Raw genomic sequence first — 15,941 nt, forward strand, 5'->3', positions numbered from 1 at the left:
GGATGTCAGCCAAGGAGCGCCATGGCACCCGCGCCGGCCGCCGCAGCGAGAATTGCCACGCCCGCATAGCGCCAGAACCAGCCGACCTTCACCTGCACCAGCTTCACCGCCGGCAAGGGCGGCGGGGGCGGGGCGCCACCCGGCTCGGGATAGGCTTCCTCCAGCCGCCGGACGAGGCCGGGCAGGCGGCGGATCGTGTCCACCGTTTCGTGGATCGAATCGGCGAGCTTGGCTTCGGGGCCGAGTTCGTCGCGCAGCCAGCTCTTCACATAGGGGCCGGAAACGTCCCACATGTTGATCGTCGGGTCGAGCATGGTCGCCACGCCTTCGACCATGACCATCGTCTTTTGCAGCAGCAGCAGATGGGGCTGCGTCTGCATATCGAAATCGCGGGTGATGGCGAACAGGCCATCCAGCATCTGGCCCACGGACAGCTCGCTGACCGGCTTGCCGCGCATCGGTTCGCCGACGGCACGCAGGGCGGTCGCGAACTCGGCGACATTGTGGTGGGCCGGCACATATTGCGCCTCGAAATGGATTTCCGCCACGCGGCGATAGTTGCCGGTGATAAGACCATAAAGGATCTCGGCCAGCCACAGCCGCGCGCGCCGGTCGATCCGCCCCATGATGCCGAAGTCGATGGCAACGATGGTGCCATCGGCCTGCACGAAGAGATTGCCCTGGTGCATGTCGGCATGGAAAAAGCCGTCGGCGATGGCCTGCCGCAGGAAGGTGTTGACCAGTCGCGCGGCCAGATCGCTCAGATCATGCCCGGCAGCGACCAGCGCCGCTCGGTCGCTGATCTTGATGCCGTCGATCCATTCGAGAGTCATCACCCGGCCGTTGGTGCGATCCCAGTCGATCTGCGGGATGCGATAGCGCGGCACGGCGGACATGGCCTCGGCCAGTTCGGAGGCAGAGGCCGCCTCGCGCCGCAGATCCAGCTCGCGCGCTGTCCAGCGTTTGAGATTGGCCACAACCAGACGCGGTCGGAGGCGCGAGGCCTCGCCGCCCAGTTGCTCCAGATGCGCCGCCGCCCATTCATAAGTGTCGATGTCGCGGTTGAATCGCTCGCGAATGCCCGGGCGCAGCACCTTGATGGCGACCGCGCGGCCGTCCGTCGTCACGGCACGATGCACCTGCGCGATGGACGCCGCGCCGACGGCCTGCTCATCGACGCTGGCGTAGATCGATTCGAGCGGTCGCCCGAAGCTGGCTTCGATCTCGGCGCGAATCGCGGAGAAGGGCATGGGCGGCAGCGCGTCCTGCAGCGACAGCAGATCGCGGGCGGCATCCTCACCGACCAGATCGGGGCGCGTCGCCAGCGACTGGCCGAGCTTGATCGCGGCCGGGCCAATGGCTTGAAACGCCTCCGCATAGCGCGGCTCCTTGGGCACGCGCGCGCCGAGCCGTGCCAGCCGTGCGAGGCGGCGGACCGGCGCGGGCGTATTGCCATCCCGCTCGATACCGCGCAGCGCGCCATGCCGGGCGAGGGTCCGTCCCCATGAGAGCAGGCGCCAGAGATGGGTGATGTGGGCTGTCATGACCTTATCGCCTTGCGAAACGCACCATGGCGCTGCTGCGCTGGCGAATCATATCTTCCATCCAGAATGAATGGCGACGAGGCCGCCCATGATCGGCTCGGCCTTCGCCTGCACGAAGCCCGCCTCCTCGATCATGCCCTTGAACTTCGGCATGTCCGGGAAGCGACGGATGGATTCGATGAGATAGCGATAGCTCTCCGCATCCCCTGCGATCATCTTGCCCAGCTTGGGCACCAGCTTGTGCGAATAGGCGTCATACACATCGCCGAAACCGGGCCAGGTGGTGCTGGAAAACTCCAGGCAGAAGAAGCGGCCGCCATATTTGAGCACGCGATGTGCTTCCCGCAGCGCCGCCGGGATGTCAGTCACATTACGGATGCCGAACGCGATGGTGTAGGCATCGAAGCTGCGATCGCCGAAGATCAGCTGCTCGGCATTTTGCGGCTGCCAGACCAGCCCCTCGATGCCGCGCTTCTGCGCCCGCGTCATGCCCACGGCGAGCATATCCTCGTTGATGTCGCTCACCGTCACGCGCGCGCCATGCTTGGCCATGCGGAAGGCGATGTCGCCGGTGCCGCCCGCCATGTCGAGAATCGCCTCGTCCTTGCGCGGCTTTATGCGGCGGACGAACTGGTCCTTCCACAGCCGATGCATCCCGCCGGACATCGCATCGTTCATGATGTCGTAGTTGCGGGCGACATTGGAGAAGACGTCGCCGACCAGCTTCGTCTTTTCCTCGGGGGCTACCTCACGATAGCCAAAGGACACTGTCTCGCTCATGGGGCCGGGCTCTAGCCGACTCTGTCGGTCGCGCAAAGGGCGAACCATGCCGGAGCGGCCGATGCCGCGCGGGATAGGCCGCTGTCAGCTCATGCCGGGTCGGCGAGCGGGACCGGCGCGCCGAGATGCGCCAGGAAATCCGGCTTGCCGATCGCGATCCCACGTGCCCGCAGCAGCGCATAGGCCGTCGTCGCGTGGAACAGGAAGTTGGGCAGCATGAAGCCGGTGACATAATCCCGCCCGTGGAACCGATATCCCTGACCGTTCGGGAAGCGCAGCACGATCTCGCGGTCCTCGCTGCCCTCCAGTTGCGCGGGCGTCACGCTCTGGACGAAGGCGATGGTCTTTGCGCACCGCTCCTGCAGGGCATCGAGGCTCGCCTCGGTGTCCGGCATGGCGGGCGGCTCGATGCCGGCGAGACGGGCGATGCCATTCTTGGCGCTGTCCGACGCCATCTGATATTGCGCCGTGAGCGGGCGCATGTCCTCGATCAGCCGGGCGGCCAGCAGATCGGCCTCGGCAGCCCGCACATCCGGGCGCGCGAGCCACCTCTCCATGTTGGTCAAGCTGTTGACGAGGAGGGGAACGGTGATCGCGTGCATGGTCAGGGTCATCAGCTCTCGCCTTTGCTGCCAGGGTATTGGGCCGGGGTGATTGGGCCGGGTGATTGGGATGTGCGCGCGCAGGCCGAAAGAGGCAAGGCGGCATTTCAAAACGCCTCGCCGCCACGCGTGCCCCTTGGGGTGAGCCGTGCTTGACCGGTTGGCGGCCTCTCTGTATAGGCCCGCCTGCCTCGCGGCCCGCAACCTGTGCTTTCACTAGGATTCGGTCGCTCGTCCGCTGGGTCATACAGAGCTTGAACATTGCCTATGCTCTTGCGGGGCCAGGGGGTCTTTACCGACCGCCGGGTCTCTTGTCGTTTGGAGGTCAGCCCCGGCTGGCCATCGGCCGACCCAGGACATGCAGATGGCAGAGTAACTGAAAAAAGGTGAAGGGCTTCATGCCAACGATCAACCAGCTGGTCCGCAAGGGCCGCGAGCCGCAGAAGGCCAAGAGCAAGGTCCCTGCGATGGAGCAGAACCCGCAGAAGCGCGGCGTCTGCACCCGTGTCTACACCGTGACCCCGAAGAAGCCGAACTCGGCTCTCCGCAAGGTCTGCAAGGTGCGCCTCACCAACAGCCGTGAGGTCATCAGCTACATTCCGGGCGAAGGCCACAACCTCCAGGAGCACAGCGTCGTGCTGATCCGTGGCGGCCGTGTGCGCGACCTTCCCGGTGTGCGCTATCACGTTCTTCGCGGCGTTCTGGATACCCAGGGCGTCAAGGACCGCAAGCAGAGCCGTTCCAAGTACGGCGCGAAGCGTCCGAAGTAAGCAGGGGAGAACAGAGATATGTCACGTCGTCGTCGCCCCGAAAAGCGCGTCATCCTGCCCGATCCCCAGTATGGCGATCAGGTTCTGTCCAAGTTCATGAACAGCGTCATGTATGACGGCAAGAAGGCTGTCGCTGAGCAGATTGTTTATGGCGCACTGGCCACCGTTGAAACCCGCGCCAAGAAGGATCCGATCTCGGTCTTTCATGACGCCCTCAACAATGTGAAGCCGGGCATCGAGGTCCGCAGCCGCCGTGTTGGTGGTGCGACCTATCAGGTGCCGGTGGAAGTCCGTCCCGAGCGCGCCCAGGCGCTGGCCATTCGCTGGCTCATCAATGCGGCGCGCAGCCGCAGCGAGACCACGATGGCGGCCCGCCTCTCCGGCGAGCTTCTGGATGCCGCGAACAACCGCGGAAATGCTGTGAAGAAGCGTGAAGACACGCACCGGATGGCCGAAGCCAACCGCGCCTTCTCGCATTACCGCTGGTAAGCACTATATTGGATGCCGGGGCCGTCACAGGACTGTCCCGGCTTCCTGCATCACCGTTCGCTCGGGCCTGTCGAAGGGCTGTTCTTCCGTGAGGGGAGAAACGGGTCCCCGCCGAGCCAACCCGAACGGAGAGGAACCTTTCAGACCGCAGCCCCGCCGCACGCGGGCAATGGAGTAAAGATCATGGCCCGCAGCCACCCGCTCGAGCGTTACCGCAATTTCGGCATTATGGCGCACATCGACGCCGGCAAGACTACGACGACCGAGCGCATCCTCTATTACACCGGCAAGTCCTACAAGATTGGCGAAGTGCACGACGGCGCCGCCACGATGGACTGGATGGAGCAGGAGCAGGAGCGCGGCATCACGATCACGTCGGCTGCGACGACCTGCCTGTGGAAAGCCGATGAGGGCAAGGGCCCCGAGCATCGCCTGAACATCATCGACACCCCCGGCCACGTGGACTTCACCATTGAGGTGGAGCGTTCGCTGCGCGTGCTCGACGGCGCGGTCGCCGCGTTCGACGGCGTTGCCGGCGTGGAGCCGCAGTCGGAGACGGTGTGGCGTCAGGCTGACAAGTACGGCGTGCCTCGGATGTGCTTCATCAACAAGCTCGACCGTACAGGTGCCAATTTCTATTATTGCGTGCAGACGATCATCGATCGCCTGGGCGCGACCCCGGCCGTCCTGTATCTGCCCATCGGCGCGGAATCGGACTTCAAGGGTCTCGTCGATCTCGTCAACAACCGCGCGATCATCTGGAAGGATGAGAATCTGGGCGCCGAATTCTTCTATGAAGAAATTCCGGCCGACCTCGCCGACAAGGCTGCCGAGTATCGCGAGAAGCTGGTTGAGCTGGCCGTCGAGCAGGACGATGCCGCGATGGAAGCCTATCTCGAGGGTAACGAGCCCGACGTCGCGACGCTCAAGAAGCTGATCCGCAAGGGCACGCTGAACCAGAGCTTCGTGCCGGTGCTGTGCGGCTCGGCCTTCAAGAACAAGGGCGTGCAGGCGCTGCTGGATGCGGTCGTCGACTATCTGCCCAGCCCGCTGGACATCGAGGACGTGCAGGGCATCAACCCCGACACGGAAGAGCCGGACAGCCGCGCGACCAGCGACGAGGCGCCGTTCTCGGGTCTCGCGTTCAAGATCATGAACGATCCGTTCGTCGGCTCGCTCACCTTCCTGCGCGTCTATTCCGGCACGCTGAGCAAGGGCACCTATCTGAACTCCGTAAAGGACAAGAAGGAAAAGATCGGCCGTATGCTCCTGATGCATGCGAACAGCCGTGAGGACATCGATACGGCTTATGCCGGCGATATCGTCGCGCTGGCCGGCATGAAGGAAACGACGACCGGTGACACACTGTGCGCCGAGCGTCAGCCGATCATCCTGGAGCGCATGGAATTCCCCGAGCCGGTCATCGAGCTGTCCGTGGAGCCCAAGACCAAGGCCGACCAGGAGAAGATGGGCGTTGCGCTCAATCGTCTGGCTGCCGAGGACCCGTCGTTCCGCGTCTCGACCGATCACGAATCGGGCCAGACGATCATCAAGGGCATGGGCGAGCTTCACCTCGAAATTCTCGTCGACCGCATGAAGCGCGAGTTCAAGGTCGAGGCGAACGTCGGTGCGCCGCAGGTGGCCTATCGCGAGTATCTCAAGAAGGCCGTCGACGTCGACTACACTCACAAGAAGCAGTCGGGCGGCACCGGCCAGTTCGGCCGCATCAAGGTGAAGGTCACGCCGGGCGAGCGCGGTGCGGGCATCATCTTCAAGGACGAGATCAAGGGCGGTAATATTCCCAAGGAATATATCCCGGCGATCGAGAAGGGTATGCGCGAGACGGCGGCCACGGGCTCGCTCATCGGCTTCCCGATCATCGACTTCGAGATCAACCTGTATGACGGCGCCTATCACGACGTCGACTCGTCGGCGCTGGCATTCGAAATCACCGGTCGCGGTGCGATGCGTGAAGTCGCGCAGAAGGCCGGCATCACGCTGCTCGAGCCGGTGATGAAGGTCGAGGTGGTGACGCCTGAGGAATATCTGGGTGACGTCATCGGCGACATGAACTCGCGTCGTGGCCAGATCCAGGGCACCGACAGCCGCGGTAATGCGCAGGTTGTCGAGGCGATGGTCCCGCTGGCCAACATGTTCGGCTATGTGAACTCGCTCCGCTCGTTCACCCAGGGCCGCGCAAACTACTCCATGCAGTTCTCGCACTATGACGAGGTGCCGCAGAACGTCGCGGACGAGGTGAAGGCGAAGCTGGCCTAAGCCGGCACTTTCATCTGGATTTATGTAAATTTGCTGTTATGGGGGCGCCTTCGCGAGGCTTCCCCGAGCGGTTGAACCCAAGCTATTGAGCGAAAAGAGGTAGGAAATGGCTAAGGCTAAATTCGAGCGGAACAAGCCGCACTGCAATATCGGCACCATCGGTCACGTCGACCATGGTAAGACCACGCTGACCGCCGCCATCACCAAGGTGCTGGCCGAAACCGGTGGCGCCACGTTCACGGACTATGCCAACATCGACAAGGCTCCCGAGGAGCGCGAGCGCGGCATCACGATCTCGACCGCACACGTCGAGTATGAGACTGGCGCCCGTCACTATGCGCACGTCGACTGCCCGGGCCACGCTGACTATGTGAAGAACATGATCACCGGTGCCGCCCAGATGGACGGCGCGATCCTCGTGGTGAACGCTGCTGACGGCCCGATGCCGCAGACCCGCGAGCACATCCTGCTCGCCCGTCAGGTCGGCGTGCCGGCGCTCGTCGTGTACATGAACAAGGTCGACCAGGTCGACGACGAGGAGCTCCTCGAGCTCGTCGAGCTGGAAGTGCGCGAGCTGCTCTCCAGCTACGACTTCCCGGGCGACGACATCCCCATCGTCAAGGGTTCGGCTCTGGCCGCTCTCGAAGGCCGTGACGACGCGATCGGCAAGGATTCGATCAAGGCGCTCATGGATGCCGTCGACGCCTACATCCCGCAGCCGGCCCGTCCGGTTGACCGTCCGTTCCTGATGCCGATCGAAGACGTGTTCTCGATCTCGGGTCGCGGCACCGTGGTGACCGGCCGCGTCGAGACCGGCGTTGTGAAGGTTGGCGAGGAAGTCGAGATCATCGGCCTCAAGCCCACCAAGAAGACGACCGTCACCGGCGTGGAAATGTTCCGCAAGCTGCTCGACCAGGGTGAAGCCGGCGACAACATCGGCGCGCTGATCCGTGGCGTTGGCCGTGAAGAAGTCGAGCGTGGTCAGGTTCTGGCCAAGCCGGGTTCGGTCACGCCGCACACCGAGTTCGAAGCCGAGGTGTATGTGCTGTCGAAGGACGAAGGTGGCCGTCACACGCCGTTCTTCGCCAACTATCGTCCGCAGTTCTACTTCCGCACGACGGACGTGACCGGCGAGGTCGTCCTCCCCGAGGGCACCGAGATGGTCATGCCTGGCGACAACGTGAAGCTGGCCGTCAAGCTCATCGCGCCGATCGCGATGGACCCGGGCCTCCGCTTCGCTATTCGCGAAGGTGGCCGCACGGTCGGTTCTGGGGTTGTCGCGACGATCTCGAAGTAATATAGGCAGCGAGCCGCTCGGATCAGGTGATTCGAGCGGCCTGCTTTTTTCGCCGCTTCGCGCGGGCTCGTGAGTGCCAGAATGGCACCGGGGCCATCAGGGTGAAGCGGTTTTGTTTTGGCTCTTTCACATCGGTTAGTGGACATGGAAACGCAGAATATCCGTATTCGTCTCAAGGCATTCGATCATCGCGTGCTGGATCAGGCGACCGGCGACATCGCCGATACCGCTCGTCGTACGGGTGCTCTCATTCGCGGTCCCATTCCGCTGCCGACCCGCATCGAGAAGTTCACGGTCAACCGTGGGCCGCACATCGATAAGAAGAGCCGTGAACAGTTCGAGGTCCGCACCTACAAGCGCATGCTTGATATCGTGCAGCCGACCCCGCAGACCGTCGATGCGCTGATGAAGCTCGATCTGGCTGCCGGCGTGAACGTCGAGATCAAACTGGCCTGATGGCCGTAGCGGGGCGGCCTTCGGGTCGCCTTGCAGGACATTTGGATACCGCCGGCTTCGGCCGGGCAGCGTCCTCCGTCGTTTCCGCCTCGTTTGTCGAGGGTCCGGAAGCATCCAGCCCGGACGGGGGAACGCATCGCAAAATCGGGTTGGCTGCCTGGGTCTTAGGGCCCTGGCGGTTTTTTCGTTGGATAAGCCCCCGCATCATGCAGGGGCCTCTATTGGAGGATTGGATCATGCGTACCGGCGTGATCGCGAAGAAAGTGGGTATGACCCGCCTGTTCCAGGATGATGGCCGCCATGTGCCCGTCACCGTCCTGGCGCTCGAAGGCAACCAGGTCATTGCCCGTCGCGAAATGGATAAGGACGGCTATGTAGCCGTGCAGCTGGGTGCCGGCGTTGCGAAGGCGAAGAATGTTGCCAAGCCGCAGCGCGAGCACTTTGCCAAGGCTCAGGTGGAACCCAAGGCGCAGGTCGTCGAGTTCCGCGTGGCCGAGGACGCCCTGCTCGATGTCGGCGCGGAAATCGCTGCCGATCACTTCATCGCTGGTCAGCTCGTCGACGTGACGGGTCAGACGCAGGGCAAGGGCTTTGCCGGCGCCATGAAGCGCTGGGGCTTCGGCGGTATGCGCGCCACGCACGGCGTGTCGATCAGCCACCGTGCCCATGGTTCGACGGGTAACCGTCAGGATCCGGGCCGCGTGTTCAAGAACAAGAAGATGGCCGGCCACATGGGCGACCGTCAGCGCACCCAGCAGAACCTCGAGATCGTCCGCACGGACGTCGAGCGCGGCCTGCTGTTCGTGAAGGGCAGCGTGCCCGGCTCGAAGGGCGCCTGGCTTCTCGTCAAGGACGCCGTGAAGGTCGATCGTCCGGCTGACGTGCCGTACCCGGCCAGCATCAAGTCGGCTGCGAACAATAACGCCGAGGCTCCGGCCGATACGCCTGCGCAGGACGTCGCGGCGCCCGAGGCCACTGAAGGCCAGGAGGGCTAAGTCATGAAGATCAAGGTTCTCACTCTGGACGGCGGCAAGGCCTCCGGCGATGTCGAGCTGAATGACGAAGTGTTCGGCCTCGAGCCGCGCGCGGACATTCTGCACCGTGTCGTCACCTGGCAGCTTGAAAAGCGCCGTGCCCCGGCCTCGGCGACGCGCGAGCGTTCTGACGTTGCCCGCACGGGCAAGAAGTTCGGTCGCCAGAAGGGCGGCGGTACGGCTCGTCACGGCGATCGCCGCGCCCCGATCTTCATCGGTGGTGGTAAGGCGCACGGTCAGCGCGCCCGTACCTTCGGGCACTCGCTCAACAAGAAGGTGCGTGCACTGGGCCTCAAGATGGCGCTTTCGGCCAAGGCCAAGGGCGGCTCGCTCACGGTTCTGGACAATCTGGACGTCAAGGACGGCAAGACCAAGGAACTGGCGGGTCAGCTGGCCAAGCTCAACCTCGGCAAGGTGCTGTTCATCGACGGCGAGGCGACCAACCTCTCCTTCGCCAAGGCCTCGTCCAATCTCGTCGGTGTCAATGTGCTCCCCGCCATCGGTGCCAATGTCTACGATATCCTGCGTGCGGACAGCCTGGTGCTGACCCGTGCCGCGGTCGAGCAGCTGGAGGCGCGCTTCAATGGCTAAGAAGCAGGCAGCAGCGGTGGCCACGCGTCATTACGACGTGATTGTCGCCCCGCACATCACCGAAAAGGCGACGCTGGTCTCCGAACACAACGCGGTTGTGTTCAAGGTCGCGCGTGACGCTTCGAAGCCCGAGATCAAGGCCGCTGTCGAGGCGCTGTTCAATGTCAGCGTCAAGTCGGTCAACACGATCGTCCAGAAGGGCAAGACCAAGCGCTGGAAGGGCAAGCCCTACACGCGCTCGGACGTGAAGAAGGCTGTCGTGACCCTGGCCGAAGGCCAGTCGATCGACATCACCACGGGCATTTGAGGGCGGACTGAACAATGGCACTCAAGCATTATAACCCGACGAGCCCGGCCCAGCGCGGCCTGATCCTCGTCGACCGGTCCGGCCTCCACAAGGGAAAGCCCGTCAAGGCGCTGACCGAAGGCAAGCGCAAGACCGGTGGCCGCAACAACAAGGGTCATGTGACTTCGCGCGGTATCGCCGGCGGTCACAAGCAGCGCTATCGCATCATCGACTTCAAGCGTCGCAAGTGGGACGTCGAAGGCACGGTGGAGCGTCTGGAATATGACCCCAACCGTACGGCGTTCATTGCGCTGGTCAGCTATGCCGATGGCGAGCAGGCCTACATCATCGCCCCGCAGCGTCTGGCTGTCGGCGATAAGGTGATCGCAGGCAAGAAGACCGACGTGAAGCCGGGCAACGCGATGGAACTGGGTCAGATGCCGGTCGGCACGATCATCCACAACATCGAGATGAAGCCGGGCAAGGGCGCTCAGATCGCACGCAGCGCGGGCACCTATGCCCAGCTCGTCGGTCGCGATCGCGGCATGGTCATCGTCCGTCTCGGCTCGGGTGAGCAGCGCTACATCCGCTCGGACTGCATGGCGACCATCGGTGCGGTGTCGAACCCCGACAACCAGAACCAGAACCTCGCCAAGGCCGGCCGCAGCCGCTGGCTCGGCCGTCGTCCGCTCACCCGCGGTGTCGCCAAGAACCCGGTCGACCACCCGCACGGCGGTGGTGAAGGTCGGACCTCGGGCGGCCGTCATCCGGTTACCCCGTGGGGCAAGCCCACTAAGGGTGCTCGTACCCGTCACAACAAGTCGACCGACAAGATGATCATCCGGTCGCGTCACGCCAAGAAGAAGAGGTAAGCGATGGCTCGCTCCGTCTGGAAGGGTCCCTTCGTGGACCTGCATCTGCTCAAGAAGGCAGAAACCGCGCAGGAGAACAACGGCCGTGGCGGTCCGATCAAGACCTGGTCGCGCCGCTCCACCATCCTGCCGCAGTTCGTTGGCCTGACGTTCAACGTCTACAATGGTCGCAAGCACGTTCCCGTTTCGGTGAACGAAGACATGGTCGGTCACAAGCTGGGTGAATTCGCGCCGACGCGCTACTTCCCCGGCCACGCCGCTGACAAGAAGGGCAAGCGCTGATGGGCAAGGCAAAAGCTCCCCGCCGCGTCTCGGACAATGAGGCGCTGGCCGTCGGCACGCAGATCCGCGGTTCGGCCCAGAAGCTGAACCTGGTCGCCGCGCTCATCCGTGGCCGCAAGGTCGAGGACGCGATGAACGTGCTCGCCTTCTCCAAGCGCGCGATGGCGGTCGATGTTCGCAAGGTGCTCGCCAGCGCGGTCGCCAATGCGGAGAACAACCACAATCTCGACGTCGACGCGCTCGTCGTCGCCGAGGCGAGTGTCGGCAAGTCGTTCACCATGAAGCGCTTCCATGCGCGTGGTCGCGGCAAGTCCACCCGCATCCTGAAGCCCTTCAGCCGCGTGCGCATCGTCGTGCGTGAAGCTGCGGAAGAGGAGGCCTGATCCATGGGTCACAAGAGCAATCCCATCGGTCTGCGCCTGCAGATCAACCGCACCTGGGACAGCCGCTGGTTCGCGGAAGGCCAGGACTATGGTCGCCTGCTGCTTGAGGATCTCAAGATCCGCAAGTATGTCATGAAGACGCTGCCCCAGGCCGCGATCTCCAAGGTGGTCATCGAGCGTCCGGCCAAGCTGTGCCGCGTGTCGATCTATGCAGCCCGTCCCGGTGTCATCATCGGCAAGAAGGGCGCGGACATCGAGAAGCTGCGCAAGAAGCTGAGCGCGATGACGTCCAGCGACGTGAGCCTGAACATCGTCGAGATCCGCAAGCCGGAAATCGACTCCAAGCTCGTCGCCCAGGGCGTTGCCGATCAGCTCGAGCGTCGCATCGCTTTCCGTCGCGCCATGAAGCGCGCCGTGCAGAGCGCGCTGCGTCTCGGCGCCGAGGGCATCAAGATCACCTGCGGCGGCCGTCTGGGCGGCGCGGAGATCGCCCGTGTCGAGTGGTATCGCGAAGGTCGCGTTCCGCTGCACACGCTGCGTGCGAACGTCGATTATGCAGAAGCCGAGGCCCACACGGCCTATGGCGTTTGCGGCATCAAGGTCTGGATCTTCAAGGGCGAGATCCTCGGCCACGATCCGATGGCGACCGACCGTCTCATGCTGGAGGCTCAGACCTCCGGTGTGCGTCCGGCTCGCTGAGAATTGAGAGCAAGGTAAAGCATCATGCTACAGCCGAAGAAAACCAAGTTCCGCAAGACCTTCAAGGGTCGCATCAAGGGCGATGCCAAGGGTGGAACGGACCTCAATTTCGGATCCTACGGCCTCAAGGCTCTGGAACCGGAGCGGCTCACTGCGCGCCAGATCGAAGCGGCTCGCCGCGCGATCACGCGTCACATCCGTCGTCAGGGCCGTCTCTGGATTCGCGTCTTCCCGGACGTGCCGGTGTCCAAGAAGCCTGCCGAAGTCCGTCAGGGTAAGGGCAAGGGTTCGATCGAATATTGGGCGGCGCGCGTAAAGCCCGGCCGCATCCTGTTCGAGCTGGACGGCGTGCCCGGTCCGCTGGCTGCGGAAGCATTCAGCCGCGCAGCGATGAAGCTGCCGATCAAGACGAAGGTGGTGGCGCGTCTCGGCGACACCTCGCATCTGGGAGCATGATGGTCATGACCAAGATTTCTGACCTCAAGGCGAAGAGCGACGATCAGCTTTCGACCGATCTGGGCGAGCTGAAGCGCGAGCAGTTCAACCTGCGCTTTCAGGCTGCGACCAACCAGCTTGAGAAGCCGAGCCGCGTGCGCGAAGTGCGTCGCGACATCGCGCGGATCAAAACCCTCCAGGCCGAGCGTTCGCGCTCGTCCGCGAAGTAAGAAGGAAACAGGCCCATGCCCAAGCGCGTGCTGACGGGAACGGTGGTTTCCGACAAGGGTGACAAGACGGTCGTCGTCAAGGTGGAGCGCAAGGTGAAGCACCCGCTCTACGGCAAGATCATCCGTCGCTCGAAGAAGTATCACGCCCACGACGATGCCAACGAGTATCACGAGGGTGAGACCGTCCGTATCGAGGAGACGGCGCCGATCTCGAAGCTGAAGACCTGGAAGGTCATCGCGCGGGTCGACACCCACAAGTCTCCCGAGCAGGTTGCTGCAGACGCAGCAGCCTGAGCAGGTCTCAAGGATTTAACGGAACCACCGGGCCAGACACAGGCTGTGTCCCGGCAGGCCAATTGAGAAGGAACCGGATCGATGATCCAGATGCAATCCAATCTTGATGTCGCTGACAACAGCGGCGCCAAGCGCGTCCAGTGCATCAAGGTGCTCGGCGGCTCGAAGCGTCGTTTTGCCAGCGTTGGCGACATCATCGTCGTCTCCGTGAAGGACGCCGCCCCCCGTGGCCGCGTGAAGAAGGGTGACGTTCACCGCGCCGTGATCGTGCGCACCGCCAAGGACGTTCGTCGTCCCGACGGCAGCGTCATTCGCTTCGACGGCAATGCGGCCGTGCTGGTCAACAAGAATGCGGAGCCGATCGGCACGCGTATCTTTGGCCCCGTGGTCCGCGAGCTGCGCGCGAAGAACTTCATGAAGATCATTTCGCTTGCTCCCGAGGTGCTGTGATGAGCGCTGCACGTATCAAGAAGGGTGACACAGTCGTCGTGCTCGCCGGCAAGGACAAGGGCCGTACCGGTTCCGTCCTCCAGGTGATGCCCAAGGATGACAAGGTGCTGGTCGACGGCATCAACGTCCACGCCCGTCACCGCAAGCCCGACCAGGCAAATCCGCAGGGCGGCATCGATCGCAAGCCGGCGCCGCTGCACATTTCCAATGTTGCACTGGCTGTCGACGGCAAGGCCACGCGCGTCCGCTTCGAGGACCGTGACGGCAAGAAGGTCCGCGTCGCGGTCAAGACCGGGGAGGTCATCTGATGGCTGACAAGTACATCCCGCGCTCGCGCAAGCTGTATGACGAGACCATCGTCAAGGCGCTGAGCGAGAAGTTCGGTTACAAGAACCACATGGAAATCCCCCGGATCGAGAAGATCACGCTCAACATGGGCGTGGGCGAGGCGACCCAGGACAAGAAGAAGGTCACCCAGGCCGCCGAGGAAATGGAACTGATTGCCGGCCAGAAGCCGGTCATCACCAAGGCGAAGAAGTCGATCGCGCAGTTCAAGCTGCGTGAAGGCATGCCCATCGGTGCAAAGGTGACCCTGCGTCGCGAGCGCATGTACGAGTTTCTCGATCGTCTCGTGACGATCGCGATGCCCCGCATCCGCGACTTCCGTGGTCTCAACCCGAAGAGCTTCGACGGCCGTGGCAACTATGCCTTCGGCATCAAGGAGCAGATCATCTTCCCCGAGATCAGCTATGACCGCGTCGACAAGGTGCGTGGCATGGACATCATCGTGACCACCACGGCCCGCACGGACGAAGAAGCGCGCGAACTGCTGCGTCTTTTCGGTTTCCCGTTCCCCGCCGAGGCGGAAAAAGAGGCTGCGTGAGCGTGGCCGGATCCAATTTCTAAGGAAGAGAGCTTAAGTCCATGGCGAAACTGAGTTCGATCAACAAGAACGAACGGCGCAAGAAGCTGGTGAAGAAGTACGCCGGCAAATATGCCCGTCTCAAGGCAGTGGCGAATGACACGTCGCTTGATGACAGCGAGCGTCTGATCGCGCGTCTCAAGCTGGCCGAGATCCCCCGCAACGGCAACCCGACCCGGGTACGCAACCGCTGCGAGCTGACCGGTCGTCCCCGCGCTTACTATCGCAAGTTCCGGCTTTGCCGTGTTCAGCTGCGCGATCTGGCCAACAAGGGCCTGATCCCCGGCGTCACCAAGTCGAGCTGGTAAGGATTAAGAGATGGCACTGACCGATCCCCTGGGTGACCTGCTCACCCGCATCCGCAACGGCCAGCGGGCCCGCAAGGACAGCGTGGTTTCGCCCGCGTCCAAGCTGCGTGCGCGTGTGCTCGACGTGCTTCAGCGCGAGGGTTACATCCGCGGCTATTCCGAAGAGCAGGTGGCTGGCCATGATGGCCTGCGCATCGAGCTGAAATATTTTGAAGGCGAGCCGGCGATCAAGCACGTCGCGCGCGTTTCCAAGCCTGGCCGTCGCGTCTATTCGGGCTCCAAGGAGCTTCCGGTGGTGCGCAATGGCCTCGGTATCACCATCGTCTCGACGCCCCGTGGCGTGCTCTCGGATGCCGAAGCGCGCGCACAGAATGTCGGCGGCGAAGTGCTGGCGGAGGTGTTCTGATGAGCCGCATCGGCAAAAAGCCGGTCACGATCCCCAGCGGGGTGACGGCCACCATCGAGAACGGTCAGCTTTCCGTGAAGGGCCCCAAGGGCACGCTGGCGCTCCAGATGCGCGACGAGATCAGCTATGAGCTGGAAGACGGTGCGATTTCGATCAAGCCGGCCAACGCCACCAAGGCGGCTCGAGCATTCTGGGGCATGCAGCGCACGCTGGTGCAGAACCTCGTCACGGGCGTGACCGAGGGTTACACCAAGGTGCTCGAGATCACCGGCGTCGGCTATCGTGCCACGGCCCAGGGCAAGAACCTGAAGCTGCAGCTCGGCTACAGCCATGATGTCGATTTCCCGGTTCCGGCCGGCATCGAGATCAAGACCCCCGATAACACCACGGTGGAAATCAGCGGGATCGACAAGCAGCAGGTCGGCCAGGTCGCGGCGGAAATCCGTCGCTGGCGCAAGCCGGAGCCCTATAAGGGCAAGGGTATCAAGTATCGCGGCGAGTTTATCTTCCGCAAAGAAGGCAAGAAGAAGTAAG

The 15,941-nt window shown here is 63.3% G+C and carries 24 protein-coding genes; 21 read left to right on the forward strand and 3 right to left on the reverse strand.

The window, feature by feature from the left end; genetic code table 11:
* Positions 1–5 precede the first annotated feature (5 nt).
* The 3 genes from ubiB to M2333_RS14785 form a co-directional block, all read right to left on the reverse strand.
* Positions 6–1,544, reverse strand: a complete 1,539-nt coding sequence (ubiB, locus tag M2333_RS14775; RefSeq protein WP_264585919.1) for a 2-polyprenylphenol 6-hydroxylase — start codon at positions 1,542–1,544, stop codon at positions 6–8.
* 48 nt (positions 1,545–1,592) lie between these two features.
* Positions 1,593–2,324: a class I SAM-dependent methyltransferase gene (locus M2333_RS14780; protein ID WP_264612272.1), complete on the reverse strand. Its 732-nt coding sequence runs from the start codon at positions 2,322–2,324 to the stop codon at positions 1,593–1,595.
* 89 nt (positions 2,325–2,413) lie between these two features.
* Positions 2,414–2,938: a DUF1993 family protein gene (locus tag M2333_RS14785; RefSeq protein WP_264612273.1), complete on the reverse strand. Its 525-nt coding sequence runs from the start codon at positions 2,936–2,938 to the stop codon at positions 2,414–2,416.
* Positions 2,939–3,324: 386 nt separating this feature from the next.
* Here M2333_RS14785 and rpsL point away from each other — a divergent pair, with 386 nt between their 5' ends.
* The 21 genes from rpsL to rplF all read left to right on the forward strand — a co-directional run bounded on the left by rpsL (position 3,325) and on the right by rplF (position 15,940).
* Positions 3,325–3,696: a 30S ribosomal protein S12 gene (gene rpsL / locus M2333_RS14790; protein WP_181561246.1), complete on the forward strand. Its 372-nt coding sequence runs from the start codon at positions 3,325–3,327 to the stop codon at positions 3,694–3,696.
* Between the two features lie 18 nt (positions 3,697–3,714).
* Positions 3,715–4,185 carry a 30S ribosomal protein S7 gene (rpsG, locus tag M2333_RS14795; RefSeq protein ID WP_181561247.1) on the forward strand — a complete coding sequence of 157 codons (471 nt, stop codon included), beginning with the start codon at positions 3,715–3,717 and terminating at the stop codon, positions 4,183–4,185.
* Positions 4,186–4,368: 183 nt separating this feature from the next.
* Entirely contained in the window at positions 4,369–6,462 is a 2,094-nt protein-coding gene (gene fusA / locus M2333_RS14800; protein WP_264571786.1) for an elongation factor G, read from the forward strand.
* Positions 6,463–6,568: 106 nt separating this feature from the next.
* A complete protein-coding gene (gene tuf / locus M2333_RS14805; protein ID WP_181561249.1) occupies positions 6,569–7,759 on the forward strand; it encodes an elongation factor Tu in 1,191 nt (396 codons plus the stop codon).
* Between the two features lie 144 nt (positions 7,760–7,903).
* Positions 7,904–8,215, forward strand: coding sequence for a 30S ribosomal protein S10 (gene rpsJ, locus M2333_RS14810; RefSeq protein WP_014077880.1), 312 nt, complete (start codon positions 7,904–7,906; stop codon positions 8,213–8,215).
* Between the two features lie 236 nt (positions 8,216–8,451).
* Positions 8,452–9,210: a 50S ribosomal protein L3 gene (gene rplC / locus M2333_RS14815; protein ID WP_181561250.1), complete on the forward strand. Its 759-nt coding sequence runs from the start codon at positions 8,452–8,454 to the stop codon at positions 9,208–9,210.
* Positions 9,211–9,213: 3 nt separating this feature from the next.
* A complete protein-coding gene (gene rplD / locus M2333_RS14820) occupies positions 9,214–9,840 on the forward strand; it encodes a 50S ribosomal protein L4 (protein ID WP_181561251.1) in 627 nt (208 codons plus the stop codon).
* Entirely contained in the window at positions 9,833–10,147 is a 315-nt protein-coding gene (locus M2333_RS14825; protein WP_181561252.1) for a 50S ribosomal protein L23, read from the forward strand. Before rplD ends, M2333_RS14825 begins: the two co-directional genes overlap by 8 nt.
* 14 nt (positions 10,148–10,161) lie before the next feature.
* Positions 10,162–10,998: a 50S ribosomal protein L2 gene (gene rplB / locus M2333_RS14830; RefSeq protein WP_181561253.1), complete on the forward strand. Its 837-nt coding sequence runs from the start codon at positions 10,162–10,164 to the stop codon at positions 10,996–10,998.
* A gap of 3 nt (positions 10,999–11,001) precedes the next feature.
* The gene (rpsS, locus tag M2333_RS14835; RefSeq protein WP_181561254.1) at positions 11,002–11,280 is read left to right on the forward strand and encodes a 30S ribosomal protein S19; all 279 of its coding nucleotides are present in this window, start codon (positions 11,002–11,004) and stop codon (positions 11,278–11,280) included.
* Positions 11,280–11,663 (forward strand): 50S ribosomal protein L22, encoded by a 384-nt coding sequence (rplV, locus tag M2333_RS14840; protein ID WP_181561255.1) that lies wholly within the window; start codon positions 11,280–11,282, stop codon positions 11,661–11,663. The genes rpsS and rplV overlap by 1 nt, the downstream gene beginning before the upstream one ends.
* Before the next feature lie 3 nt (positions 11,664–11,666).
* A complete protein-coding gene (gene rpsC, locus M2333_RS14845; protein ID WP_181561256.1) occupies positions 11,667–12,362 on the forward strand; it encodes a 30S ribosomal protein S3 in 696 nt (231 codons plus the stop codon).
* A 24-nt stretch (positions 12,363–12,386) separates the two neighbouring features.
* Positions 12,387–12,818: a 50S ribosomal protein L16 gene (rplP, locus tag M2333_RS14850; protein ID WP_264612274.1), complete on the forward strand. Its 432-nt coding sequence runs from the start codon at positions 12,387–12,389 to the stop codon at positions 12,816–12,818.
* A 5-nt stretch (positions 12,819–12,823) separates the two neighbouring features.
* A complete protein-coding gene (gene rpmC, locus M2333_RS14855) occupies positions 12,824–13,027 on the forward strand; it encodes a 50S ribosomal protein L29 (RefSeq protein ID WP_181561258.1) in 204 nt (67 codons plus the stop codon).
* Positions 13,028–13,042: 15 nt separating this feature from the next.
* Entirely contained in the window at positions 13,043–13,321 is a 279-nt protein-coding gene (gene rpsQ / locus M2333_RS14860) for a 30S ribosomal protein S17 (RefSeq protein ID WP_181561259.1), read from the forward strand.
* Between the two features lie 81 nt (positions 13,322–13,402).
* Positions 13,403–13,771 (forward strand): 50S ribosomal protein L14, encoded by a 369-nt coding sequence (gene rplN / locus M2333_RS14865; protein ID WP_014077869.1) that lies wholly within the window; start codon positions 13,403–13,405, stop codon positions 13,769–13,771.
* Complete coding sequence (gene rplX / locus M2333_RS14870) at positions 13,771–14,079, forward strand: 50S ribosomal protein L24 (RefSeq protein WP_181561260.1); 309 nt, start codon at positions 13,771–13,773, stop codon at positions 14,077–14,079. Before rplN ends, rplX begins: the two co-directional genes overlap by 1 nt.
* Positions 14,079–14,654: a 50S ribosomal protein L5 gene (gene rplE, locus M2333_RS14875; RefSeq protein WP_181561261.1), complete on the forward strand. Its 576-nt coding sequence runs from the start codon at positions 14,079–14,081 to the stop codon at positions 14,652–14,654. The genes rplX and rplE overlap by 1 nt, the downstream gene beginning before the upstream one ends.
* 41 nt (positions 14,655–14,695) lie before the next feature.
* The gene (gene rpsN / locus M2333_RS14880) at positions 14,696–15,001 is read left to right on the forward strand and encodes a 30S ribosomal protein S14 (protein WP_181561262.1); all 306 of its coding nucleotides are present in this window, start codon (positions 14,696–14,698) and stop codon (positions 14,999–15,001) included.
* Positions 15,002–15,011: 10 nt separating this feature from the next.
* Positions 15,012–15,407, forward strand: a complete 396-nt coding sequence (gene rpsH, locus M2333_RS14885; RefSeq protein ID WP_181561263.1) for a 30S ribosomal protein S8 — start codon at positions 15,012–15,014, stop codon at positions 15,405–15,407.
* The gene (rplF, locus tag M2333_RS14890) at positions 15,407–15,940 is read left to right on the forward strand and encodes a 50S ribosomal protein L6 (RefSeq protein ID WP_181561264.1); all 534 of its coding nucleotides are present in this window, start codon (positions 15,407–15,409) and stop codon (positions 15,938–15,940) included. The genes rpsH and rplF overlap by 1 nt, the downstream gene beginning before the upstream one ends.
* Position 15,941 lies beyond the last annotated feature (1 nt).

The sequence above is a fragment of the Sphingobium sp. B11D3B genome, from assembly GCF_025961735.1.
Lineage (GTDB): Bacteria > Pseudomonadota > Alphaproteobacteria > Sphingomonadales > Sphingomonadaceae > Sphingobium.